This window comes from Lacrimispora struthionigena (genome assembly GCF_048627165.1).
Classification (GTDB): domain Bacteria; phylum Bacillota; class Clostridia; order Lachnospirales; family Lachnospiraceae; genus Lacrimispora.
The window spans coordinates 1,102,560-1,120,054 of record NZ_JBMBWP010000001.1 but is presented as its reverse complement, the minus strand read 5'-3'; the positions used below and the strand labels follow the sequence as shown (position 1 = coordinate 1,120,054).

Genomic DNA, 17,495 nt, shown 5'->3' with positions numbered 1-17,495 from the left:
TCGTTTCCTGACTGTGAAGCGTAAAGTATGTTGCATATTATTATACCTCCGCCCTCTAAAAAAGAGAGCGGAGGCTTTCATTAAAAGCAAATGAAATTAAATTACTCTTACAAGGGTCATATAGGTGCTTGCACCGCCAAGAAGCGTTGCTGCTCCCAGCAGACCAAATAATTGCAGTGAAAGCGTATCTCCTACAGTCAGTGGAACAATAAATGTTGATTCCAGGTTACTGGCTGCAACCGTTGGTGTAATAATAGAAGCTGCAATTGGTGCACCATTCTGCGTGATCTGTGAGGATACCAGTAATGCTGCCGTTGTTGCAACAGCATAACTTATCAGATATTCCCCTGTGGCTGGTACCGTAAATACAGCATTGGTACCATCAACAGTAAACGTATTTAAATTTTGGTTATCCGGAAGCGGTATATTGGTGCCGCCTAATACAACAGCTATTACTGTTGAAGTTGTATTAGCTGCCGACATACTGTCGCTTGTTACAGAAGCTCCAGTTGGGCCGGTTGGGCCGGTGGCTCCTGCAAGACCAGCAACTCCGGTTGGACCGGTGGGGCCGGTGTCGCCGGTTGGGCCGGTATCGCCGGTGGGGCCGGTTGGGCCGGTATCCCCCGTCGGACCCGTTGGACCGGTTAGGCCTGCTGCTCCTGTCGGACCCGTTGGACCGGTATCTCCCGTCGGACCCGTTCGGACCGGTATCTCCCGTCGGACCCGTTGGACCGGTATCTCCCGTCGGACCCGTTGGACCGGTATCTCCCGTCGGACCCGTTGGACCGGTATCTCCCGTTGGACCCGTTAGGCCGGTGGCTCCTGTTGGACCCGTTAGGCCGGTGGCTCCTGTTGGACCCGTCGGGCCAGTATCTCCCGTCGGACCCGTTCGGACCGGTATCCCCCGTCGGACCCGTTGGACCGGTATCTCCCGTCGGACCCGTTGGACCGGTATCTCCCGTCGGACCCGTTCGGACCGGTATCCCCCGTCGGACCCGTTGGGCCTGCTGCTCCTGTGGGGCCAGTATCTCCGGTCGGGCCGGTGGCTCCCGTTGGACCGGTTAGGCCTGCTGCTCCTGTCGGACCCGTTGGACCGGTATCCCCCGTCGGACCCGTTGGGCCAGTTGGACCAATATCATCTTGAACTACAACCAACGTTCCCTTTAATGGAACTATTAGAGAAAAGAATACAGTCGCTGTACTGATATTTACAAGAGATACCGTAACTGGAGCTACAGTTACATCAACAATTCCGATCCCATAAACCTCTCCTGTATTGATCGGTGAATTACCTTCCAGAAAATCTCCCTGTGAGGACGATAATGCAAAGGATGTCCCATTTGACGTTTGAGAAGATTGTGTTGCCAGCCACCAGTCGAGCACGTATCTGCCAGCCTCATTGAATGTAATTACCCCTGTAGCTGGATTGTAAGATATGGTTCCGGATGAATAGACTATAGTGTCAAAAAGGACATTGGCACCTGCAGCTACTGTTGTAGCTACATTCAGTTCTATTTGCAAAGCATTATTAGCCATAAAAAATCCTCCCATTTCTATATTGCAAGGCGTATCAGTCTGATTACGCCTATTAGTAATATATGTTGTTATAAGAATTTTCGATACTGAATTTTTCTTAGCTTATAGCCTTTTTATAAGTGCTTAGATCCATATTTTTTTCCGTATACCGACCTATTTAAATGTTATTTTACTCTACTTTTTCTTGTAAAAGGTTTGTCTTTTTGTCATTTATTATTTTACTGATTGTATTATTCCTGCTCAATATCAGAGTGTCCTCAACAATGAACCCTAAGTCCGGTAGCTAATCATTTTAAATAAAATTAAACATAAAATAAGATTGACAAAGTAGAAGTCTACCCATATAATAATAGATAGAAATCAACTTATTTGAAAGGAGTAAATAAAATGAACATAAATCGTCTACCGCCTCACGATTTTTATATTAAGAACATTGCTCATGTGTTGCGCTATAAAAATGATCAAAGATTGGCGGCATACGATATTACCGAACCGCAAGTGCGCCTTTTGGGTCACATAGACGGAGCACACAAATCTAACCAGGAAATCAACCGCAGATATTTAAGCATGGCCATGCAAATATCAGGTCCGTCCGTGACAAGTTTACTCAACAGTCTGGAAAGAAATGGATTTATAATACGCCGCTCGGGTAATGAAGATGGCAGGACGATATCCATTGAACTTACTGAGAAATCCCAAAAACTTCTTAGTGAAATGTCTGGTATTCTTAGCGAAATAACAAACGAAATGTTAACTGGATTTTCCGAGGAAGAAAAAACTATTTATTTAAATTTTTTAAAACGGACTTTTGAAAATTTAGGAGTAGAATCACATATATAAACCTTGTTTTATTTTCGAAAATAGGTAGAACTTTACTTAATTACACTAACCTATTTACAGATAGTAAATAAAAGCGATCGGCAAATAGGTAGAAATCAACTTATATATAACGGAGGTATTCCACATGGAAAACAAAGACGCAATGTACTATCTTGAAAAAGCACCTGTACCAAAAGCTATCGCACATATGGCTATTCCCATGATTTTAGGTATGGTTGTCAATATGATTTACAATATTACAGATGCTTATTTTATTGGAAGGTTGAACAACACATCCATGTTAGCGTCAATTACGCTTGCTCTGCCGTTTACAACTATTCTCATGGCACTGGGAGAACTATTTGGTACAGGTGGCAGCACATATATTTCAAGATTATTAGGAGAGAGAAAATCAGATTTTGTAAAAATAGTTTCGTCTGTAACCTTGTATCTGTCATTAATTTCAGGGTTTTTATTTATGCTGCTTTGTATTCCATTCTTATCTCCCATATTAAAACTGCTGGGGGCCACGGGAGAAACACTGCTGCATACACGTTCTTATATTATTGTATATACACTCGGAAGTCCGTTTGTAGTTGCTAATTTTACACTCGCCCAAATGGTTAGGGGCGAAGGTGCGTCCACCGAATCGATGATCGGAATGATCATCAGCGTTGTTACAAATATCATACTTGACCCGATATTTATTTTTTTCTTTCACATGGATGTTATGGGGGCTTCGGTTGCCACTGTTATTGGTAATATCTGCGCCGTTGTCTACTATATGTACTATCTGGAGATGAAAAGTACAGCTCAAAGCGTTCGTTTAAAATATTTTAAACCAAATCCAACTATCCTTTTTAATATCTTTAAGATTGGTATATCTGCGCTGCTACTGTCTGGATTTTTAATTGTTTCAAGCCTGATGTTTAATAACTATGCAGTCTTATATGGTGATCAGGTGGTTGCGGCATTTGGAGTAGCAAATCGTGTATGTCAGATATCAGATTTTATCGGCATGGGTTTATATATGGGTGTTGTTCCGCTGATTGCATTTTCTTATGCCTCAAACAATATTGAACGACTAAATAAAGTTTTAAAAACAACAGCATTTTATCTTGTTACAATTATTTCTGTGATTGCCGCTGTTTTGTTTGTGTTCCGGACACAGGTCCTTGAACTTTTTAGTTCCGATGAATCCGTTATAAAGGTCGGTGTCATTATTCTTACTGCATTATTGTTTTCCACCTTATTTGCAGGTATATCGGGACTTCTAACAAGCATGTTTCAAGCTTTCGGGAAAAGCATTCAATCCACCATAATGTCTGTATCCAGAGGTATTGCACTGATTCCCATTATTATTATTGGAAATAGTTTATTTCAGTTAAACGGTGTAATATGGTCTATGACTGCTTCTGAATTATGTGCCTGTTTCATTGGACTTCTCCTGTGGTTTGGCTGTAAAAAAGAAATTATGGACGTTAACCCGGAAGAATGTGTGGTTAAGTAAGCTTATCATTATAAAAGGAGTATATTAATTTATTTTGATTTAAAAAAATGGATTCCTGTATCTTTATTTAATATGACCGGTATCCGAAGATACCGGCCATAGTTTATCAGCTTAACAGAATTACATCAAATTGTGCGCCTACACCCGTAGAGGCATCCGTAGTGAAAGGAGTTGCCCCCGAGTTGTTCCTCAGTGTAAGACTATCCCCCGCAGCAAGCGTAAGCATAACATCGCCGCTTGTTTCGCCCGTTGCTGTGAGCAAATTCACGTTTGTTGATGCATCCACAACTCCATTTACGGCAATTGCAATGGCTGCGCCTACACCGGCAGTAATATTGACACCGTAGTATATCTGGTAAGTTCCGTCGAGAGGAACTACTACCGGAGCGGTTCCAGCAGTATGAGTAACTCCGCTAAGAGGACCATTGTTGCTAAGTGTTACATCCGTGCCTGCGGCAACCACTTGACCACCAACCGTCGTATCATATGCATAACCGAAAGTAGTCACTCCTACGGAAGGACCGGTATCTCCTGTCGGACCGGTTGGACCAGTATCTCCTGTTGGACCGGTTGGACCAGTATCTCCTGTTGGACCGGTTGGACCAGTATCTCCTGTCGGGCCGGTTGGACCGGTATCTCCTGTCGGGCCGGTTGGACCGGTATCTCCTGTCGGGCCGGTTGGACCGGTATCTCCTGTCGGGCCGGTTGGACCAGTATCTCCTGTTGGACCGGTTGGACCAGTATCTCCTGTCGGGCCGGTTGGACCGGTATCTCCTGTCGGGCCGGTTGGACCGGTATCTCCTGTTGGACCGGTATCTCCCGTTGGGCCGGTATCTCCCGTTGGGCCTGTTGGGCCGGTATCTCCCGTTGGGCCTGTTGGGCCGGTATCTCCCGTTGGACCGGTATCTCCCGTTGGACCGGTATCTCCCGTTGGACCTGTGGCTCCTGTAGGACCGGTATCTCCTGTCGGGCCGGTATCTCCCGTTGGGCCGGTATCTCCCGTTGGGCCGGTATCTCCCGTTGGGCCGGTATCTCCGGTTGGACCGGTATCTCCCGTTGGACCGGTATCTCCAGTTGGACCAGTATCTCCAGTTGGACCAGTATCTCCGGTTGGGCCGGTGTCACCTGTTGGGCCGGTATCTCCCGTTGGACCGGTATCTCCCGTTGGGCCAGTGGATCCAGTTGGACCGGTATCTCCCGTTGGACCGGTATCCCCGGTTGGGCCGGTGTCACCTGTTGGGCCGGTATCTCCGGTTGGACCTGTATCTCCCGTTGGTCCGGTGGCTCCGGTTGGACCGGTATCTCCCGTTGGACCGGTATCCCCGGTTGGGCCAGTGTCACCTGTCGGGCCGGTATCTCCGGTTGGGCCGGTGGCTCCAGTTGGACCGGTATCTCCCGTTGGACCTGTATCTCCGGTCGGGCCGGTATCTCCCGTAGGACCTGTATCTCCGGTCGGGCCGGTATCTCCGGTTACACCGGTGGCTCCCGTTGGACCGGTATCTCCCGTTGGACCTGTATCTCCGGTCGGGCCGGTATCTCCCGTAGGACCTGTATCTCCGGTCGGGCCGGTATCTCCCGTTGGACCGGTGGCTCCGGTTGGACCGGTACCTCCCGTTGGACCTGTATCTCCGGTCGGGCCGGTATCTCCTGTCGGACCTGTCGCTCCGGTCGGGCCGGTATCTCCTGTCGGACCTGTCGCTCCTGTCGGGCCTGTATCTCCTGTCGGACCTGTCGCTCCGGTCGGGCCGGTATCTCCCGTTGGGCCGGTTGCTCCCGTTGGGCCGGTTGCCCCAGTTGGGCCGGTATCTCCGGTCGGGCCGGTTCCGCTTAAATCATCCTGAACCACTACCAGGGTACCTTTTAACGGAACTATCTGTGAAAAGAATACGGTAGCATTGCTGATGTTCACGAGAGAAACCGTAACAGGGGCAACGGCTACTTCAATAATACTAACACCTACTACCTCCCCTGTTTTTATAGGAGAAGCTCCTTCTAAAACATCTCCCTGAGAAGAGGTTAAGGCAAAGGCTGTCCCATTTGTTGATTGGGATGATTGTGTTGCCAACCACCAATCAAACACATATCTTCCAGCTTCAAGGAACGTAATGACTCCCGTAGCCGGATTGTAAGTGATATTGCCAGATAAATAAACAATTGTATCAAAAAGTACATTTGCACCGGAAGCTACGCTTAGCGCTGCATTTAATTCTATCTGAAGAGCATTGTTAGCCATATAGAATCCTCCAATCGTATCAATAAGGCGTCCTATTGAAATACGCCTATTAATAATGTATGTAGCTTAAATGAATTTCGATACTATCTGCATTGATACTCCAAAAACAGAAACAGTAGGAAAGTCTTATCCAAAACAGAGGGCATTCCTACTGCATTTTATATTATGTATATCAATCAATAGATTCCGATCGAATTATAGAATAAAATTATTTTTTGTCTTGTGACGCATTCATTTTAAAATTGTATTTATTATATGTTTTTTATCTAAAAAACTGTTTTTGTAAAATCTTTCTATATATAAGCACAATAATCTTTTTAAGAAACCAGGAAAAAGAAACCCATTTCATAGATGTAATCCTAAGAGTCTCCTGAAGGCGTTATACCACCCTGGTAGTAGCAGATGCCATATATTTACGCTTCCGACTTTGTGACCATTGCGTATATACTTAGGAGCAAGGTAATCAATATGACTGTCACGTCACACTCCTCCGGGGTTGTCCCAGTCTATGCAAGTGCAATTACTGCAAAGGAGATTAGTATCAGGGCAAGCCCTAAAAGTCGTTGTTTTGTCGTTTTAATGAGCTTGAATGTAATCGTCTCTGCCACACTCCTCCATAATACGAAATGCATGACTATGGTACGATATCAGAGGACAATATAACAATCAAAAACAGGAGGTAAGTCCTATCCGAAACGGATAGCTTTCCTCCTGCCTCTTTATTCTTTATTATAACAAAATCTTTTCCGGTCGATTATAAAGAAAATGGATTTTCAGTCTTGTAAAGCATTCCCTTAGGCTGGTTAAATCCAATCTCTTCCACACCAAGGTATTTAAATATTTCAAATAAAGCTTTACCATAATGTCCAAATGCAACCGCTCCATGATGTGGGAAATTCTTCTCGATCAGCACATGGCGGTAGAACCTTCCCATCTCTGGAATCGCAAAGATTCCAATGGAACCGAAGGAACGGGTTGCTACAGGAAGTACTTCACCCTGGGCAACATAAGCACGAAGAATATTATCTGCAGTGCTCTGTAAACGGAAGAATGTGATGTCTCCTGGAAGAATATCTCCCTCCAATGTTCCCTGAGTCACCTCTTCCGGAAGGGCTCTTGCCATAATCATCTGATATTTCATGGAACATGAGGAAAGCTTTCTGGAGCAGGTATTTCCGCAGTGGAATCCCATAAAAGTATCCTGGTGTGTATAATTGTGCTTTCCTTTGATATCGCCTTCATACATATCATCCGGAACCGTATTGTTAATATCAAGAAGGGTTACAGCATCTAAGCTCACACAGGTACCGATAAACTCACTGAGTGCTCCGTAGATATCAACTTCACAGGATACAGGAATACCCATTCCGGTTAAGCGGCTGTTTACATAGCAGGGAACAAAGCCAAACTGAGTCTGGAATGCAGGCCAGCATTTTCCGGCAATGGCAACATACTTACGATATCCTCTGTGCTGCTCTACCCAGTCTAATAAAGTCAGCTCATACTGAGCAAGTTTTGGAAGAATGTCCGGTTTTTTATTTCCTTCTCCTAATTCTGCTTCCATATCTTTTACTACATCAGGAATTCTGGGATCTCCTGCATGCTTATTAAACGCTTCAAATAAATCAAGTTCTGAGTTTTCCTCAATCTCAACGCCCAGATTATAAAGCTGTTTAATTGGAGCATTGCAAGCCAGGAAGTTTAATGGGCGCGGTCCAAAGCTGATGATCTTTAAGCTGGAAAGACCTACTAAGGATCTGGCGATTGGAAGGAATTCCTCTATCATATCTGCACATTCTGCGGCTGTTCCAACTGGATATTCGGGGATATATGCTTTAATGTTTCTCAGCTTTAAATTATAGCTTGCGTTTAACATTCCGCAGTAAGCATCTCCTCTGCCCTGGGTTAAACTGTCTCCGCTTTCCTCCGCAGCTGCAATAAACATAACCGGGCCGTCAAAATGTTTTGCAAGAAGGGTTTCGGAAATCTCCGGTCCAAAGTTACCAAGATAAACAACCAGTGCATTACAGCCTGCATTTTTAACATCTTCCAATGCCTGTACCATATGTATTTCGCTTTCTACGATACATACTGGACACTCATAAATATTGGCGGCATCATACTTTGCTCCATAAGCTTCAACCAGAGCTTTCCTTCTGTTTACAGACAATGTCTCCGGGAAACAATCTCTGCTGACTGCAACGATACCTACTTTTAATTCCGGGATATTATTCATATTATGACTCCTCCTGTTATCTTAAGGCTTTCTTTTAAGCCCATCCTTTTTTATCATTCTTTAAATAGTAAGATTTTCTCCTGTGATACCAATATAGGCTTCTTCTGGAAGACCACCCTCTTCATGTCCGATCAGCCATTTGTTCTTTGCAAACAACAGCGTATCCTCTTTGTTTACTGCCTTATCAAGAGGTGATAAATCAGTATTGGTTCCCTGGGGAAGAATTACCACACAACGGAAACCGCCTTCCTCTGTATGGCAGGGTGCATAATGAAGGGTTGTAGCATAAACTTCCACTACCGTTCCCTTTGGAATAAGAAATGCTTCCATATTACCTGAATCATAGGTGTATTCCGGCGTAATCTCCTGCTGTTTTCCAAGAATCAGCACCAGATCAGTGGCAGCAATGTTAATCTCGGAATTCCTGTGATACTCCGCAGCATTTAACTTCTTATTGTGACCATTACAAAACCCAACCTGTATCGGCATCTGTCCGTATAAATTCTTCTCCATCTCTTTGCAGACAGGAAGTGCTTCCAGTTCTTGTACAGAAGCAACGTATGTCACATCTTCCGGAAGAGGAGTATGCTCCATCTTCTCCAGAAGATCACCAATTTCGTACCCCGTTACAACCTTTCCATAAGCACGAAAGGCCGGATCGGTTACTGGTTTTATGTCTAATCCCATAATAATCCCTCTCTTTTCATTTATTCTCCGAAAACCGCCAGATAATCCTTCTTAAACTTCTCGATTCCCTGATCTGTTAACGGATGACCTGTCATCTGCAGAAGTACCTTATAAGGAACTGTAGCAATGTCCGCTCCAGCCTTTGCGCAGTCAATCACATGAATGGGATTGCGCACACTGGCTGCGATGATCTCGGTCTCAATTCCATGAATCTGGAAAATCTCCATAATATCACTGATTAAATCAATTCCAGGCATGGAAATATCATCAAGACGACCTAAAAATGGTGATACATAAGTTGCACCTGCTCTTGCAGCAAGAAGAGCCTGAGCGCAGGAAAATACAAGAGTAACATTGGTTTTGATTCCTTCGGAATGAAGAACCTTAACGGCCTTTAAGCCTTCCGGAGTCATAGGAATCTTCACTACCATATTGGGGTGGATTGCCGCAATATCCCTACCCTCTTCGATCATGCCCTTTGCATCCGTAGTTGTCGCTTTCACTTCTCCGCTTATGGGGCCGTCTACGATAGAAGCAATTTCCGCAATTACTTCTTTAAAAATACGTCCTTCCTTTGCAATCAGAGATGGATTCGTAGTTACTCCGCATATAATTCCCATCTCATCTGCCATTCTGATCTCTTCCACATTTGCCGTATCAATAAAAAAACGCATGTTCCAATCCTCCTGCTTTCTGTTGGTAAACCTATGATTTATAAACCTGCCAGTATCTTATAACTGCCTTTTAAATCCTCATAAAGCTTCTTGTAAAGCTGGTGATAATGTTTATATTTCTCTGATTTTTCTGCATCAGGCTCCGTTGATTTGTCTTCACAGATCAGTGCTTCACAGGCAGCTTCCACACTCTCATATAAGCCGCAGCCCACTCCTGCAAGAATCGCCACCCCTAAGGCCGGTCCTTCCGTCTGAGCCACTGTTTTTACACTGCACTCATACATATCTGCAAGCATCTGACGCCATACCGGACTTTTGCCTCCGCCTCCGCACGCCATCATCTGCTCCACATCAATTCCCATCTCTTTTAGAATGTCATTGCAGTCGCTTAAGGAATAGGAAACTCCCTCCATAACGGCACGCAGCATATTCGCCCTTGTGTGTATGGCAGAAAGACCGAAAAATACTCCTCTGCAGTCCGGATCAAGATGGGGTGTCCTCTCTCCCATCAGGTAAGGAAGATATAAGAGCCGCCCGCTGCCGGCTTCCACCTGTGCAACTTCTTTATTGATAATGTCATAGACATCAATCTTCTCTTTTTCTGCTTCCTTCACATAATCCCCGCAGAACTGATCCTTAAACCACTTTAAAGAAAGACCTGCTCCCTGGGTTACCCCCATCACATGCCAGGCACCTGGTACGGCGCAGCAACAGGTATGAACTCTTCCCTTGGGATCAATGGTAACCTGGCTGCTGTGGGCAAATACCACACCAGAGGTTCCGATTGTCGTAAAGGCAGTTCCATCCTTAACCACACCGGTACCTACTGCCGCAGCCGCATTATCTCCAGCTCCGCCGACTACTTTAGTCTCCTCAGATAAACCTGTCTTCCCGGCAATCTCAGGAAGAACCGTGCCAGTCACTTCACAGGATTCATATACCTTACCTAAAAGTGCCGGATCAATATCCAGCTTTTCAAGAACTTCTTCTGACCAGCATCTGCCTGGTACATCAAGAAGCTGCATACCGCTGGCATCAGACACCTCTGTGGCGTAGTTTCCAGTGAGTACAAACCTTATGTAATCCTTGGGCAGAAGAATATGTCTGCACCGGCTGTAATTCTCCGGCTCATTCTTCTTAACCCATAAGATCTTGGCTGCTGTCCAGCCAGTTAAGGGCGGGTTTGCGGTAATCTCAATCCACCGTTCTCTGGGCATAATGGAAAGCATATCTTCTACCTCCGCACCAGTTCTCTGGTCGCACCAGATAATGGAGGGGCGAATCACTTCATTCTTCTCATCAAGCATGACAAGACCATGCATCTGACCGGATAAACCAATTCCCTTAATATCCTCTTTTGAAACTCTGGATTCCTTTACTACCTGGGAAATCGTCTCCAGAACTGCATCCCGCCAATCCTCCGGCTTTTGCTCCGCCCAGCCATTCTCCGGCTGGTAAAGCGGATACTCTCTGGAGGCTGAAACCACTACCTGTCCTTTCTCATCAAACAGAACGGTCTTTGTTGCCGATGTTCCCACATCGATCCCTATCAGATAATTCATCCTCTTACCTCCTGGTAAAATCTCTTACCCTGATTATAATATAAATGACGTAAAAAAGCGTGCTTTTATTTGTCCAAGTAATAGCACTTTCTTGCCTTTTTTTATTTTTACATTTTTCTGTTTTCAAAATATACGAACCGGTCCGTAGCATCCAGTATATCTTTAAAATCCTCTCTTGGAGCCAGATCAATATATCTTCTTAAAATCTCTCCCTCCTGTTTTTTATAGGGTCCGTAGAAGATGTCAAACAGATTGTGGCCGCGCATATATAGTTTGAATTCTTCCATATACTCCTTTAATTCTTCCGGACTTTCCATGTTCTTTCCCACTGCCTCCAGAAACTGTTTTCCGCTTTTTAGCCGGTGAAGATACTCATTCCATTTTTCAAATAATATCCGGTAAAATGCGTCCTCACTCTCCACAATTCCCAGCTGTTCCATGATCTTTGGATTAAAGAAATAGTTTTCAAAGGAATAATATTTTAATATAAGCACATTCCTTCTGGTCACCTTAGGCAGCCGGTCAATCTCGTCCCTGCCCCTTTCATCGTAATACCGGCACAGTTCCCCCGCCAGCTCCTCCGGATCTTTTCCATCCCCATCCCGAATCATCAGAAACTGATCCCGTAAATAAACCTGATTCATATATTTTAAATTGGCATAGGTTTTGATATTGGTACAGCTGTTGGTGGTGATGATGGAAATTCTGGACAGATTTCCTTCTTTGTCATAGATCTCCGAATAATACTTCTCAAGTAATAGGGGAAGTCTGCTCTTGTCCTGCTTTCCTTCCACTATAAATACAAAGCTTACACCTAAAAGGTCGATTGCACCGTACCCCAGATCATCTAAAATCACATCAATATCCGTTTTCTCCTTAACTACCGAATATCCTCCCCGGTCAAGAACCACCTGCCGGATCTGCCGTCTGGTGAAATTAAACAGCATATTGGGGGAATGAGTGGTGAAAATAACCTGATTCTTTTTGGATAAACGGTACAGGATCTCACTGGAAGCCTTCTGAAGCTGTGGGTGAAGAAAGATCTCCGGATCCTCTACAATGATAATATTGGGAATTCTCTTCCCATCCTCTGTATATGCTTCCAGAAGGGACAACATGTATAAACTTCTCATGCCGTTGCTTAAATTACTGATGGGACTTGTTTTCTCCCGTTCCTCATGATAGGTTTCTGCCGTCACCTTAAACATCTCATTGGGATCGCAGACCAGGGAAAAACGGATTTCTTCATACCCGCCGTTCTTTCTATAATTCTCATTGACTCTGGCAGCAAAATCATTTAAATTCAGCTGGTACATCTTATATTCCAAAAGCTTGGCTGTTTCATACACTGCCAGTTCTTCCGGCTTCTTCTGATTAATCAGTCCGATACACTGAAAACACTGGCTGCACGCTCTGGCACTGTCAAAGATACAGACATGATTTCTTAGCCTGGACAGCTGGTCATCTTCCTGAAAAAGCAGGAGATCATTCTGAAACTGATTCAGCTCTCTCTGGGAATCGATATAGTACAGTCTGGGGATGACTTCTTTGATATACCGGTTATTTTTATGATAACCGTCAAAGAACCTGGTTTCTCCGTTCCAGCTGGCCTGAAAGGTAAAGGATAATTTTCCTTCCTGATAAGAAGGAAGCTTTGTCATAAAATCGTGAAGCCAGGTATCAAACCGCTTATACTGACTGACAATTCCCGCGCGGTGAAATAATTCTAAATCCTCCTGGGTGATTGCCAGAGTCATAATAATCTCGATTTTCTGTTTTTTCTCGTTAAAATCCTCTTTTGTTACATCATACCCATTGGCTGCAGCCCTTATGGCATCCAGGATTCCTGTTTTTCCGGTATTGTTCTTTCCCACCAGGATCAGGGCATTTTCAATGTCCGTAATCTCCATGTCCTCAATTGACTTAAAATTCTTAATATGAACCGAAATAATCTGCATAAGATATCTCCTTTATAGAATCCAGTATAAAAGCCTGAACTGAAAAATTCAAGTTCCTCTTAAAAAATCACACTGGCCGTTCCCTTGCCTCATACAATAGATTATATTATTTCCCAGGAGTGATTCCTATGATTGATACCAATCTGGTGCTTACGCCCTTGCATTACCTTTACCTGGCAGGCGTTCTTACAATACTCACAGTGATGATTTTACGGCGGGATACTCCTTTTGTCTGCATCGCCTTTTTATTCCTGATTGGCGTCGTGGGGCTTGGAACCATAACCGGCGGTATTATGACCGTATTTAAGGCCATTGTGTTTGCAGCAAAGGAATTTACGGAAATTATTGCAACCATTGCTTTAATTACCGCTTTGTCAAAATGCTTAAAGGATTTAGGCAGTGACTACATCATGATGATTCCCATGTCTAAGGTGATGAGATCGCCTTCGGTTACCTGGTGGATTCTGGGCTTTACCATGTTTCTTTTTTCCCTGTTTCTCTGGCCCTCTCCTTCCGTGGCTTTAATCGGCGCAATTATGCTTCCTTTTGCCTTAAAAGCCGGACTGGACCCGCTGGCAGCCGCCATGGCAATGAATTTATTCGGACACGGTTTTGCCTTAAGCTATGACCTGGTCATTCAGGGTGCTCCTTCCATTTCCGCAGGAGCTGCTTCTATCTCCGCTTCCGATATTTTAACAAAAGGCCGCCCCCTTTTCCTGGTTATGGGCATTGTCACCGCAGTCAGCGCATATGTGTTAAACAGGAAACAAATCTCCGCATGCTGCAGCCAGGTAAGCATACAGGATACACAGCCTCAGCACAAGCCGGGACTTTCCGGCATTATCATGGCTTTTATTACCCCCCTGCTCTTTGCTGCCGATATCATTCTGATGCTTGTCTTTGATTTAAAGGGAGGCGATGCTACCAGTCTGGTTTCAGGAACTGCAGTCCTTATCATGTGCATCGGCGCTTTTTCAGGTTTTGGAGTTCATGCGCTGGAAAAGGTCACCCTCTATGTAACCGACGGTTTTCTTTTCGCTATACGGATATTTGCTCCCGTTATAATCATCGGGGCATTTTTCTTTTTAGGAGGAGACGGAATTTCTCATATTCTGGGTGATCAGTTCCAAAGGGGCATATTAAATGACTGGGCAATCTGGCTGGCCCGCAATACGCCTCTTAACAAATATATGGCCGCAGTCCTGCAGATGGCCGTTGGAAGTCTCACCGGTCTTGATGGATCCGGCTTTTCCGGTCTTCCCTTAACCGGCGCTCTTGCAGGAACTCTGGGCTCTGCTGTTCATGCCTCAGTACCCATTTTAGCCTCTCTGGGACAGATCACAGCAATTTACGTTGGAGGCGGCACCATCGTTCCCTGGGGACTGATACCTGTCGCAGCCATATGCAGCGTCAATCCTCTGGAACTTGCCAGAAAAAATCTGCTGCCCGTTTTCATCGGATTTGCCGCAACGTTCCTTGTAGCCTGTTTTCTCTTATAAACGATTCACCCAAAGGAGGAGTCATTATGTGTGGAATTTCCGGATTCTATAACTCAAACCGGGATTACTTAAAAGATAAATCCTATTACACCCACGTGCTGGAGGATATGGCTGCCATTCAAAGACACCGGGGACCGGATGCGTCCGGCACCTGGCTATTTGAGCATGGAGGACTCTCCCACGCCCGTTTATCCATTATTGACTTAACAAACGGCAGCCAGCCCATGAAAAAAACGGAAGCAGGGAAAACGTTTTGCATTGTATATAACGGAGAAATCTATAATACCGAAGAACTGCGCAATGATTTAATTAAAAAAGGCCACTCTTTTGACACTACCTGCGACACAGAGGTCATCCTTACCGGCTACATGGAATATGGTCCTGATTTTGCCAGACAGCTAAATGGGATCTTCGCCTACGCCATACAGGATCCGTACCGGGAATGCCTCTGTTTATGCAGGGACCGTGCCGGTGTAAAACCCTTGTTTTATACCGTGCGGGATGATGAAATTATCTTTGCCTCCGAACTGAAAGGGATTTTTGCCTATCCGGGTATCCGTCCTTACCTGGATAAAAAGGGATTAAATGAAGTATTTTCCATCGGACCTGCCCGCACTCCGGGCTGCGGAGTTTTCAAAGACATGAAGGAATTGCTGCCGGGGCATATGCTTCTTTGCTCTCAGCAAGGCTTCCATTTGAAAGCCTACTGGAAGCTGGAAAGCCATCCCCATGAGGACAGCTACGAGGAAACCATAGAAAAAACTTCATTTTTAGTCACGGACTCCATTAAACGGCAGATGGTTTCTGATGTGCCTATCTGCACCTTCTTGTCAGGAGGCGTGGATTCCAGCATTGTGTCTGCAGTCTGTGCCGCAGAGCTGAAAAAACAGGGCCGAAGGCTAAATACCTTTTCCTTTGATTTTGTAAATAACGATCAGTATTTTAAAGCCAGTGCTTTTCAGCCCTCACAGGACCGGCCATTTGTGGATCTGATGGTAAAGTTTCTGGATTCTGACCATCACTATCTGGAGTGTGACAATCTGACCCAGGCAGACCGGCTTTACGATTCCGTTATGGCCCACGATCTGCCTGCTATGGGAGATATTGATTCCTCCATGCTTCATTTCTGTTCTATGGTGAAACCCCATAATAAGGTGACTTTAACTGGAGAATGCGCCGATGAAATCTTTGGGGGTTATCCATGGTTTCACAGAGAAGATTGTTTTAAAGCCCATGCATTCCCCTGGACCATGGATCTGCAGCCCCGTAAGTCCTTGCTGAATGACGAATTTTTAAATTATTTAAATATGGATGAATATGTAATGGAAACCTATGAAAAATCAGTTGCTGAGACTCCCTTACTGGTAGAAGACAGTCCAACAGAAGCCAGAAGGCGGGAGATTTCCTATCTGAACCTGCGCTGGTTTATGCAGACACTGTTAAACCGTATGGACCGGGACAGCATGTATTCCGGGCTGGAAGCCAGAGTTCCCTTTGCAGACCACCGGATTATTGAATACGTATGGAACGTTCCCTGGGATATGAAGACAAGAGACGGAGTGGTGAAGAACCTCCTTCGTCAGGCAGGCAAGGGACTTTTACCAGATGAAATTCTTTTCCGCAGAAAATCTCCCTACCCCAAAACTTATGATACCAATTACGAAGCCCTTCTTATAACCAGAGTCCGGGAAATGATGTCTGATAGCAAAGCGCCAGTTATGGAATTCCTTGATAAAAATAAGCTGGAGCATTTTCTGGCAAAGCCTTCCGATTATGGAAAGCCCTGGTATGGGCAGTTAATGGCAGGCCCCCAGATGCTTGCCTATCTTCTCCAGATTAATTACTGGCTGGAGATATACTCCATTGGAATTGTATAGATTCTGTTAGTATTTTGTAAGCATAGAAAGAAAACCGTAAGGGAAATTTGTCGCAATTTGTGATAGAATAACAGTGGCAATAACAGACTGAACGCGAGGAATTAGCATGAAGAAGTACAGCATTGGAGAAGTCTCCCTTCGGTTAGGTTTAAGCCGCGATACCCTTCGCTTTTACGAAAAAAAGGGTATCATACAGCCGAAAAAAGAGGAAAATGGTTACCGAAGCTATACCTATGATGACATTAGCAGGCTGTTAAGCATTATGTATTACCGCAGACTTAATTTCAGCCTGGAAGACATTGAGCGGATTCTTTATAAAAGTTCCATTCATTCAAGCCGCTCCATGATTCAGAAAAAAATTACAGAAGAAAAACAACAGCTGGAACTTCACCGGCAGTCGCTGGTGCATTTAAATCTGTTGAAAATCACTTACGATAACGTGAAGCAGGGTCTGGACCGATACCAGACCAAACCGCTTCTTACCCACTACAGGATCAAGGACTGCGAAGAGATCAACCGCCTTGGAATCCCTGACTTATGTGCTCCATTCCAGGAATACATAATTAAGGGAAAACAAGTGAAACTCCGGGACGAATTTTTTCTTCTTTCAGAAGAAACTTCCTCAGTGATGAGGCTGAATCCTGATCTGAAACGCTTTCCTGTCCTGAAGTGGGAAACCTGTGTTTACACCGTTCTTGCGTCCCACTCTCTTGTTCCTGATGAAGAGAAGATGCTAAAGGCAGCTGAGTGGGCTAAGGAACAGGGTTATTCTCTCACAGGAACTGCTTACTGCGGCCCTGTCATGGGCTGCGCACCAGAACAGCAAAAAGAAGAGGAAACAGAAGGGGATTCAGATAAAACCATTCATTATCTGGAACTGTATCTTCCTGTTTCTCAGTAATTC

The 17,495-nt window shown here is 44.8% G+C and carries 13 protein-coding genes; 5 read left to right on the top strand and 8 right to left on the bottom strand.

The features are described from left to right. Nucleotides 1-96: 96 nt before the first annotated feature. Together ACOAOT_RS05070 and ACOAOT_RS05065 are read right to left on the bottom strand one after the other, a co-directional pair. On the bottom strand, nt 97-483 hold the full coding sequence (locus tag ACOAOT_RS05070; RefSeq protein ID WP_420215982.1) for a BclA C-terminal domain-containing protein: 387 nt from the start codon (nt 481-483) through the stop codon (nt 97-99). A gap of 351 nt (nt 484-834) precedes the next feature. Continuing rightward, complete coding sequence (locus ACOAOT_RS05065) at nt 835-1,536, bottom strand: hypothetical protein (protein ID WP_420215981.1); 702 nt, start codon at nt 1,534-1,536, stop codon at nt 835-837. Between the two features lie 387 nt (nt 1,537-1,923). Here ACOAOT_RS05065 and ACOAOT_RS05060 point away from each other — a divergent pair, with 387 nt between their 5' ends. Next, complete coding sequence (locus ACOAOT_RS05060; protein WP_420215980.1) at nt 1,924-2,376, top strand: MarR family winged helix-turn-helix transcriptional regulator; 453 nt, start codon at nt 1,924-1,926, stop codon at nt 2,374-2,376. A 124-nt stretch (nt 2,377-2,500) separates the two neighbouring features. Continuing rightward, nucleotides 2,501-3,865, top strand: a complete 1,365-nt coding sequence (locus ACOAOT_RS05055) for an MATE family efflux transporter (RefSeq protein ID WP_420215979.1) — start codon at nt 2,501-2,503, stop codon at nt 3,863-3,865. Nucleotides 3,866-3,971: 106 nt separating this feature from the next. On the opposite strand, the gene ACOAOT_RS05050 is transcribed toward ACOAOT_RS05055, so the two are convergent. The 6 genes from ACOAOT_RS05050 to ACOAOT_RS05025 all read right to left on the bottom strand — a co-directional run bounded on the left by ACOAOT_RS05050 (nt 3,972) and on the right by ACOAOT_RS05025 (nt 13,215). Then, nucleotides 3,972-6,098, bottom strand: a complete 2,127-nt coding sequence (locus ACOAOT_RS05050) for a BclA C-terminal domain-containing protein (protein ID WP_420215978.1) — start codon at nt 6,096-6,098, stop codon at nt 3,972-3,974. 754 nt (nt 6,099-6,852) lie between these two features. Next, complete coding sequence (locus tag ACOAOT_RS05045) at nt 6,853-8,334, bottom strand: L-fucose/L-arabinose isomerase family protein (protein ID WP_420215977.1); 1,482 nt, start codon at nt 8,332-8,334, stop codon at nt 6,853-6,855. Nucleotides 8,335-8,394: 60 nt separating this feature from the next. Next, on the bottom strand, nt 8,395-9,021 hold the full coding sequence (locus tag ACOAOT_RS05040; RefSeq protein WP_420215976.1) for a DUF4867 family protein: 627 nt from the start codon (nt 9,019-9,021) through the stop codon (nt 8,395-8,397). A gap of 20 nt (nt 9,022-9,041) precedes the next feature. Beyond that, a complete protein-coding gene (gene fsa, locus ACOAOT_RS05035) occupies nt 9,042-9,695 on the bottom strand; it encodes a fructose-6-phosphate aldolase (protein ID WP_420215975.1) in 654 nt (217 codons plus the stop codon). Nucleotides 9,696-9,733: 38 nt separating this feature from the next. Then, the gene (xylB, locus tag ACOAOT_RS05030; RefSeq protein ID WP_420215974.1) at nt 9,734-11,257 is read right to left on the bottom strand and encodes a xylulokinase; all 1,524 of its coding nucleotides are present in this window, start codon (nt 11,255-11,257) and stop codon (nt 9,734-9,736) included. A 107-nt stretch (nt 11,258-11,364) separates the two neighbouring features. Continuing rightward, nucleotides 11,365-13,215 carry an ATP-dependent nuclease gene (locus ACOAOT_RS05025; protein WP_420215973.1) on the bottom strand — a complete coding sequence of 617 codons (1,851 nt, stop codon included), beginning with the start codon at nt 13,213-13,215 and terminating at the stop codon, nt 11,365-11,367. A 128-nt stretch (nt 13,216-13,343) separates the two neighbouring features. Between ACOAOT_RS05025 and ACOAOT_RS05020 the strand changes: the two genes are divergently transcribed. The 3 genes from ACOAOT_RS05020 (at nt 13,344) to ACOAOT_RS05010 (ending at nt 17,492) form a co-directional block, all read left to right on the top strand. After that, entirely contained in the window at nt 13,344-14,714 is a 1,371-nt protein-coding gene (locus tag ACOAOT_RS05020) for a citrate transporter (RefSeq protein ID WP_420215972.1), read from the top strand. 26 nt (nt 14,715-14,740) lie between these two features. After that, nucleotides 14,741-16,591, top strand: a complete 1,851-nt coding sequence (gene asnB, locus ACOAOT_RS05015) for an asparagine synthase (glutamine-hydrolyzing) (protein WP_420215971.1) — start codon at nt 14,741-14,743, stop codon at nt 16,589-16,591. 106 nt (nt 16,592-16,697) lie between these two features. Beyond that, complete coding sequence (locus ACOAOT_RS05010) at nt 16,698-17,492, top strand: MerR family transcriptional regulator (RefSeq protein ID WP_420215970.1); 795 nt, start codon at nt 16,698-16,700, stop codon at nt 17,490-17,492. The last annotated feature ends 3 nt before the right edge of the window (nt 17,493-17,495 follow it).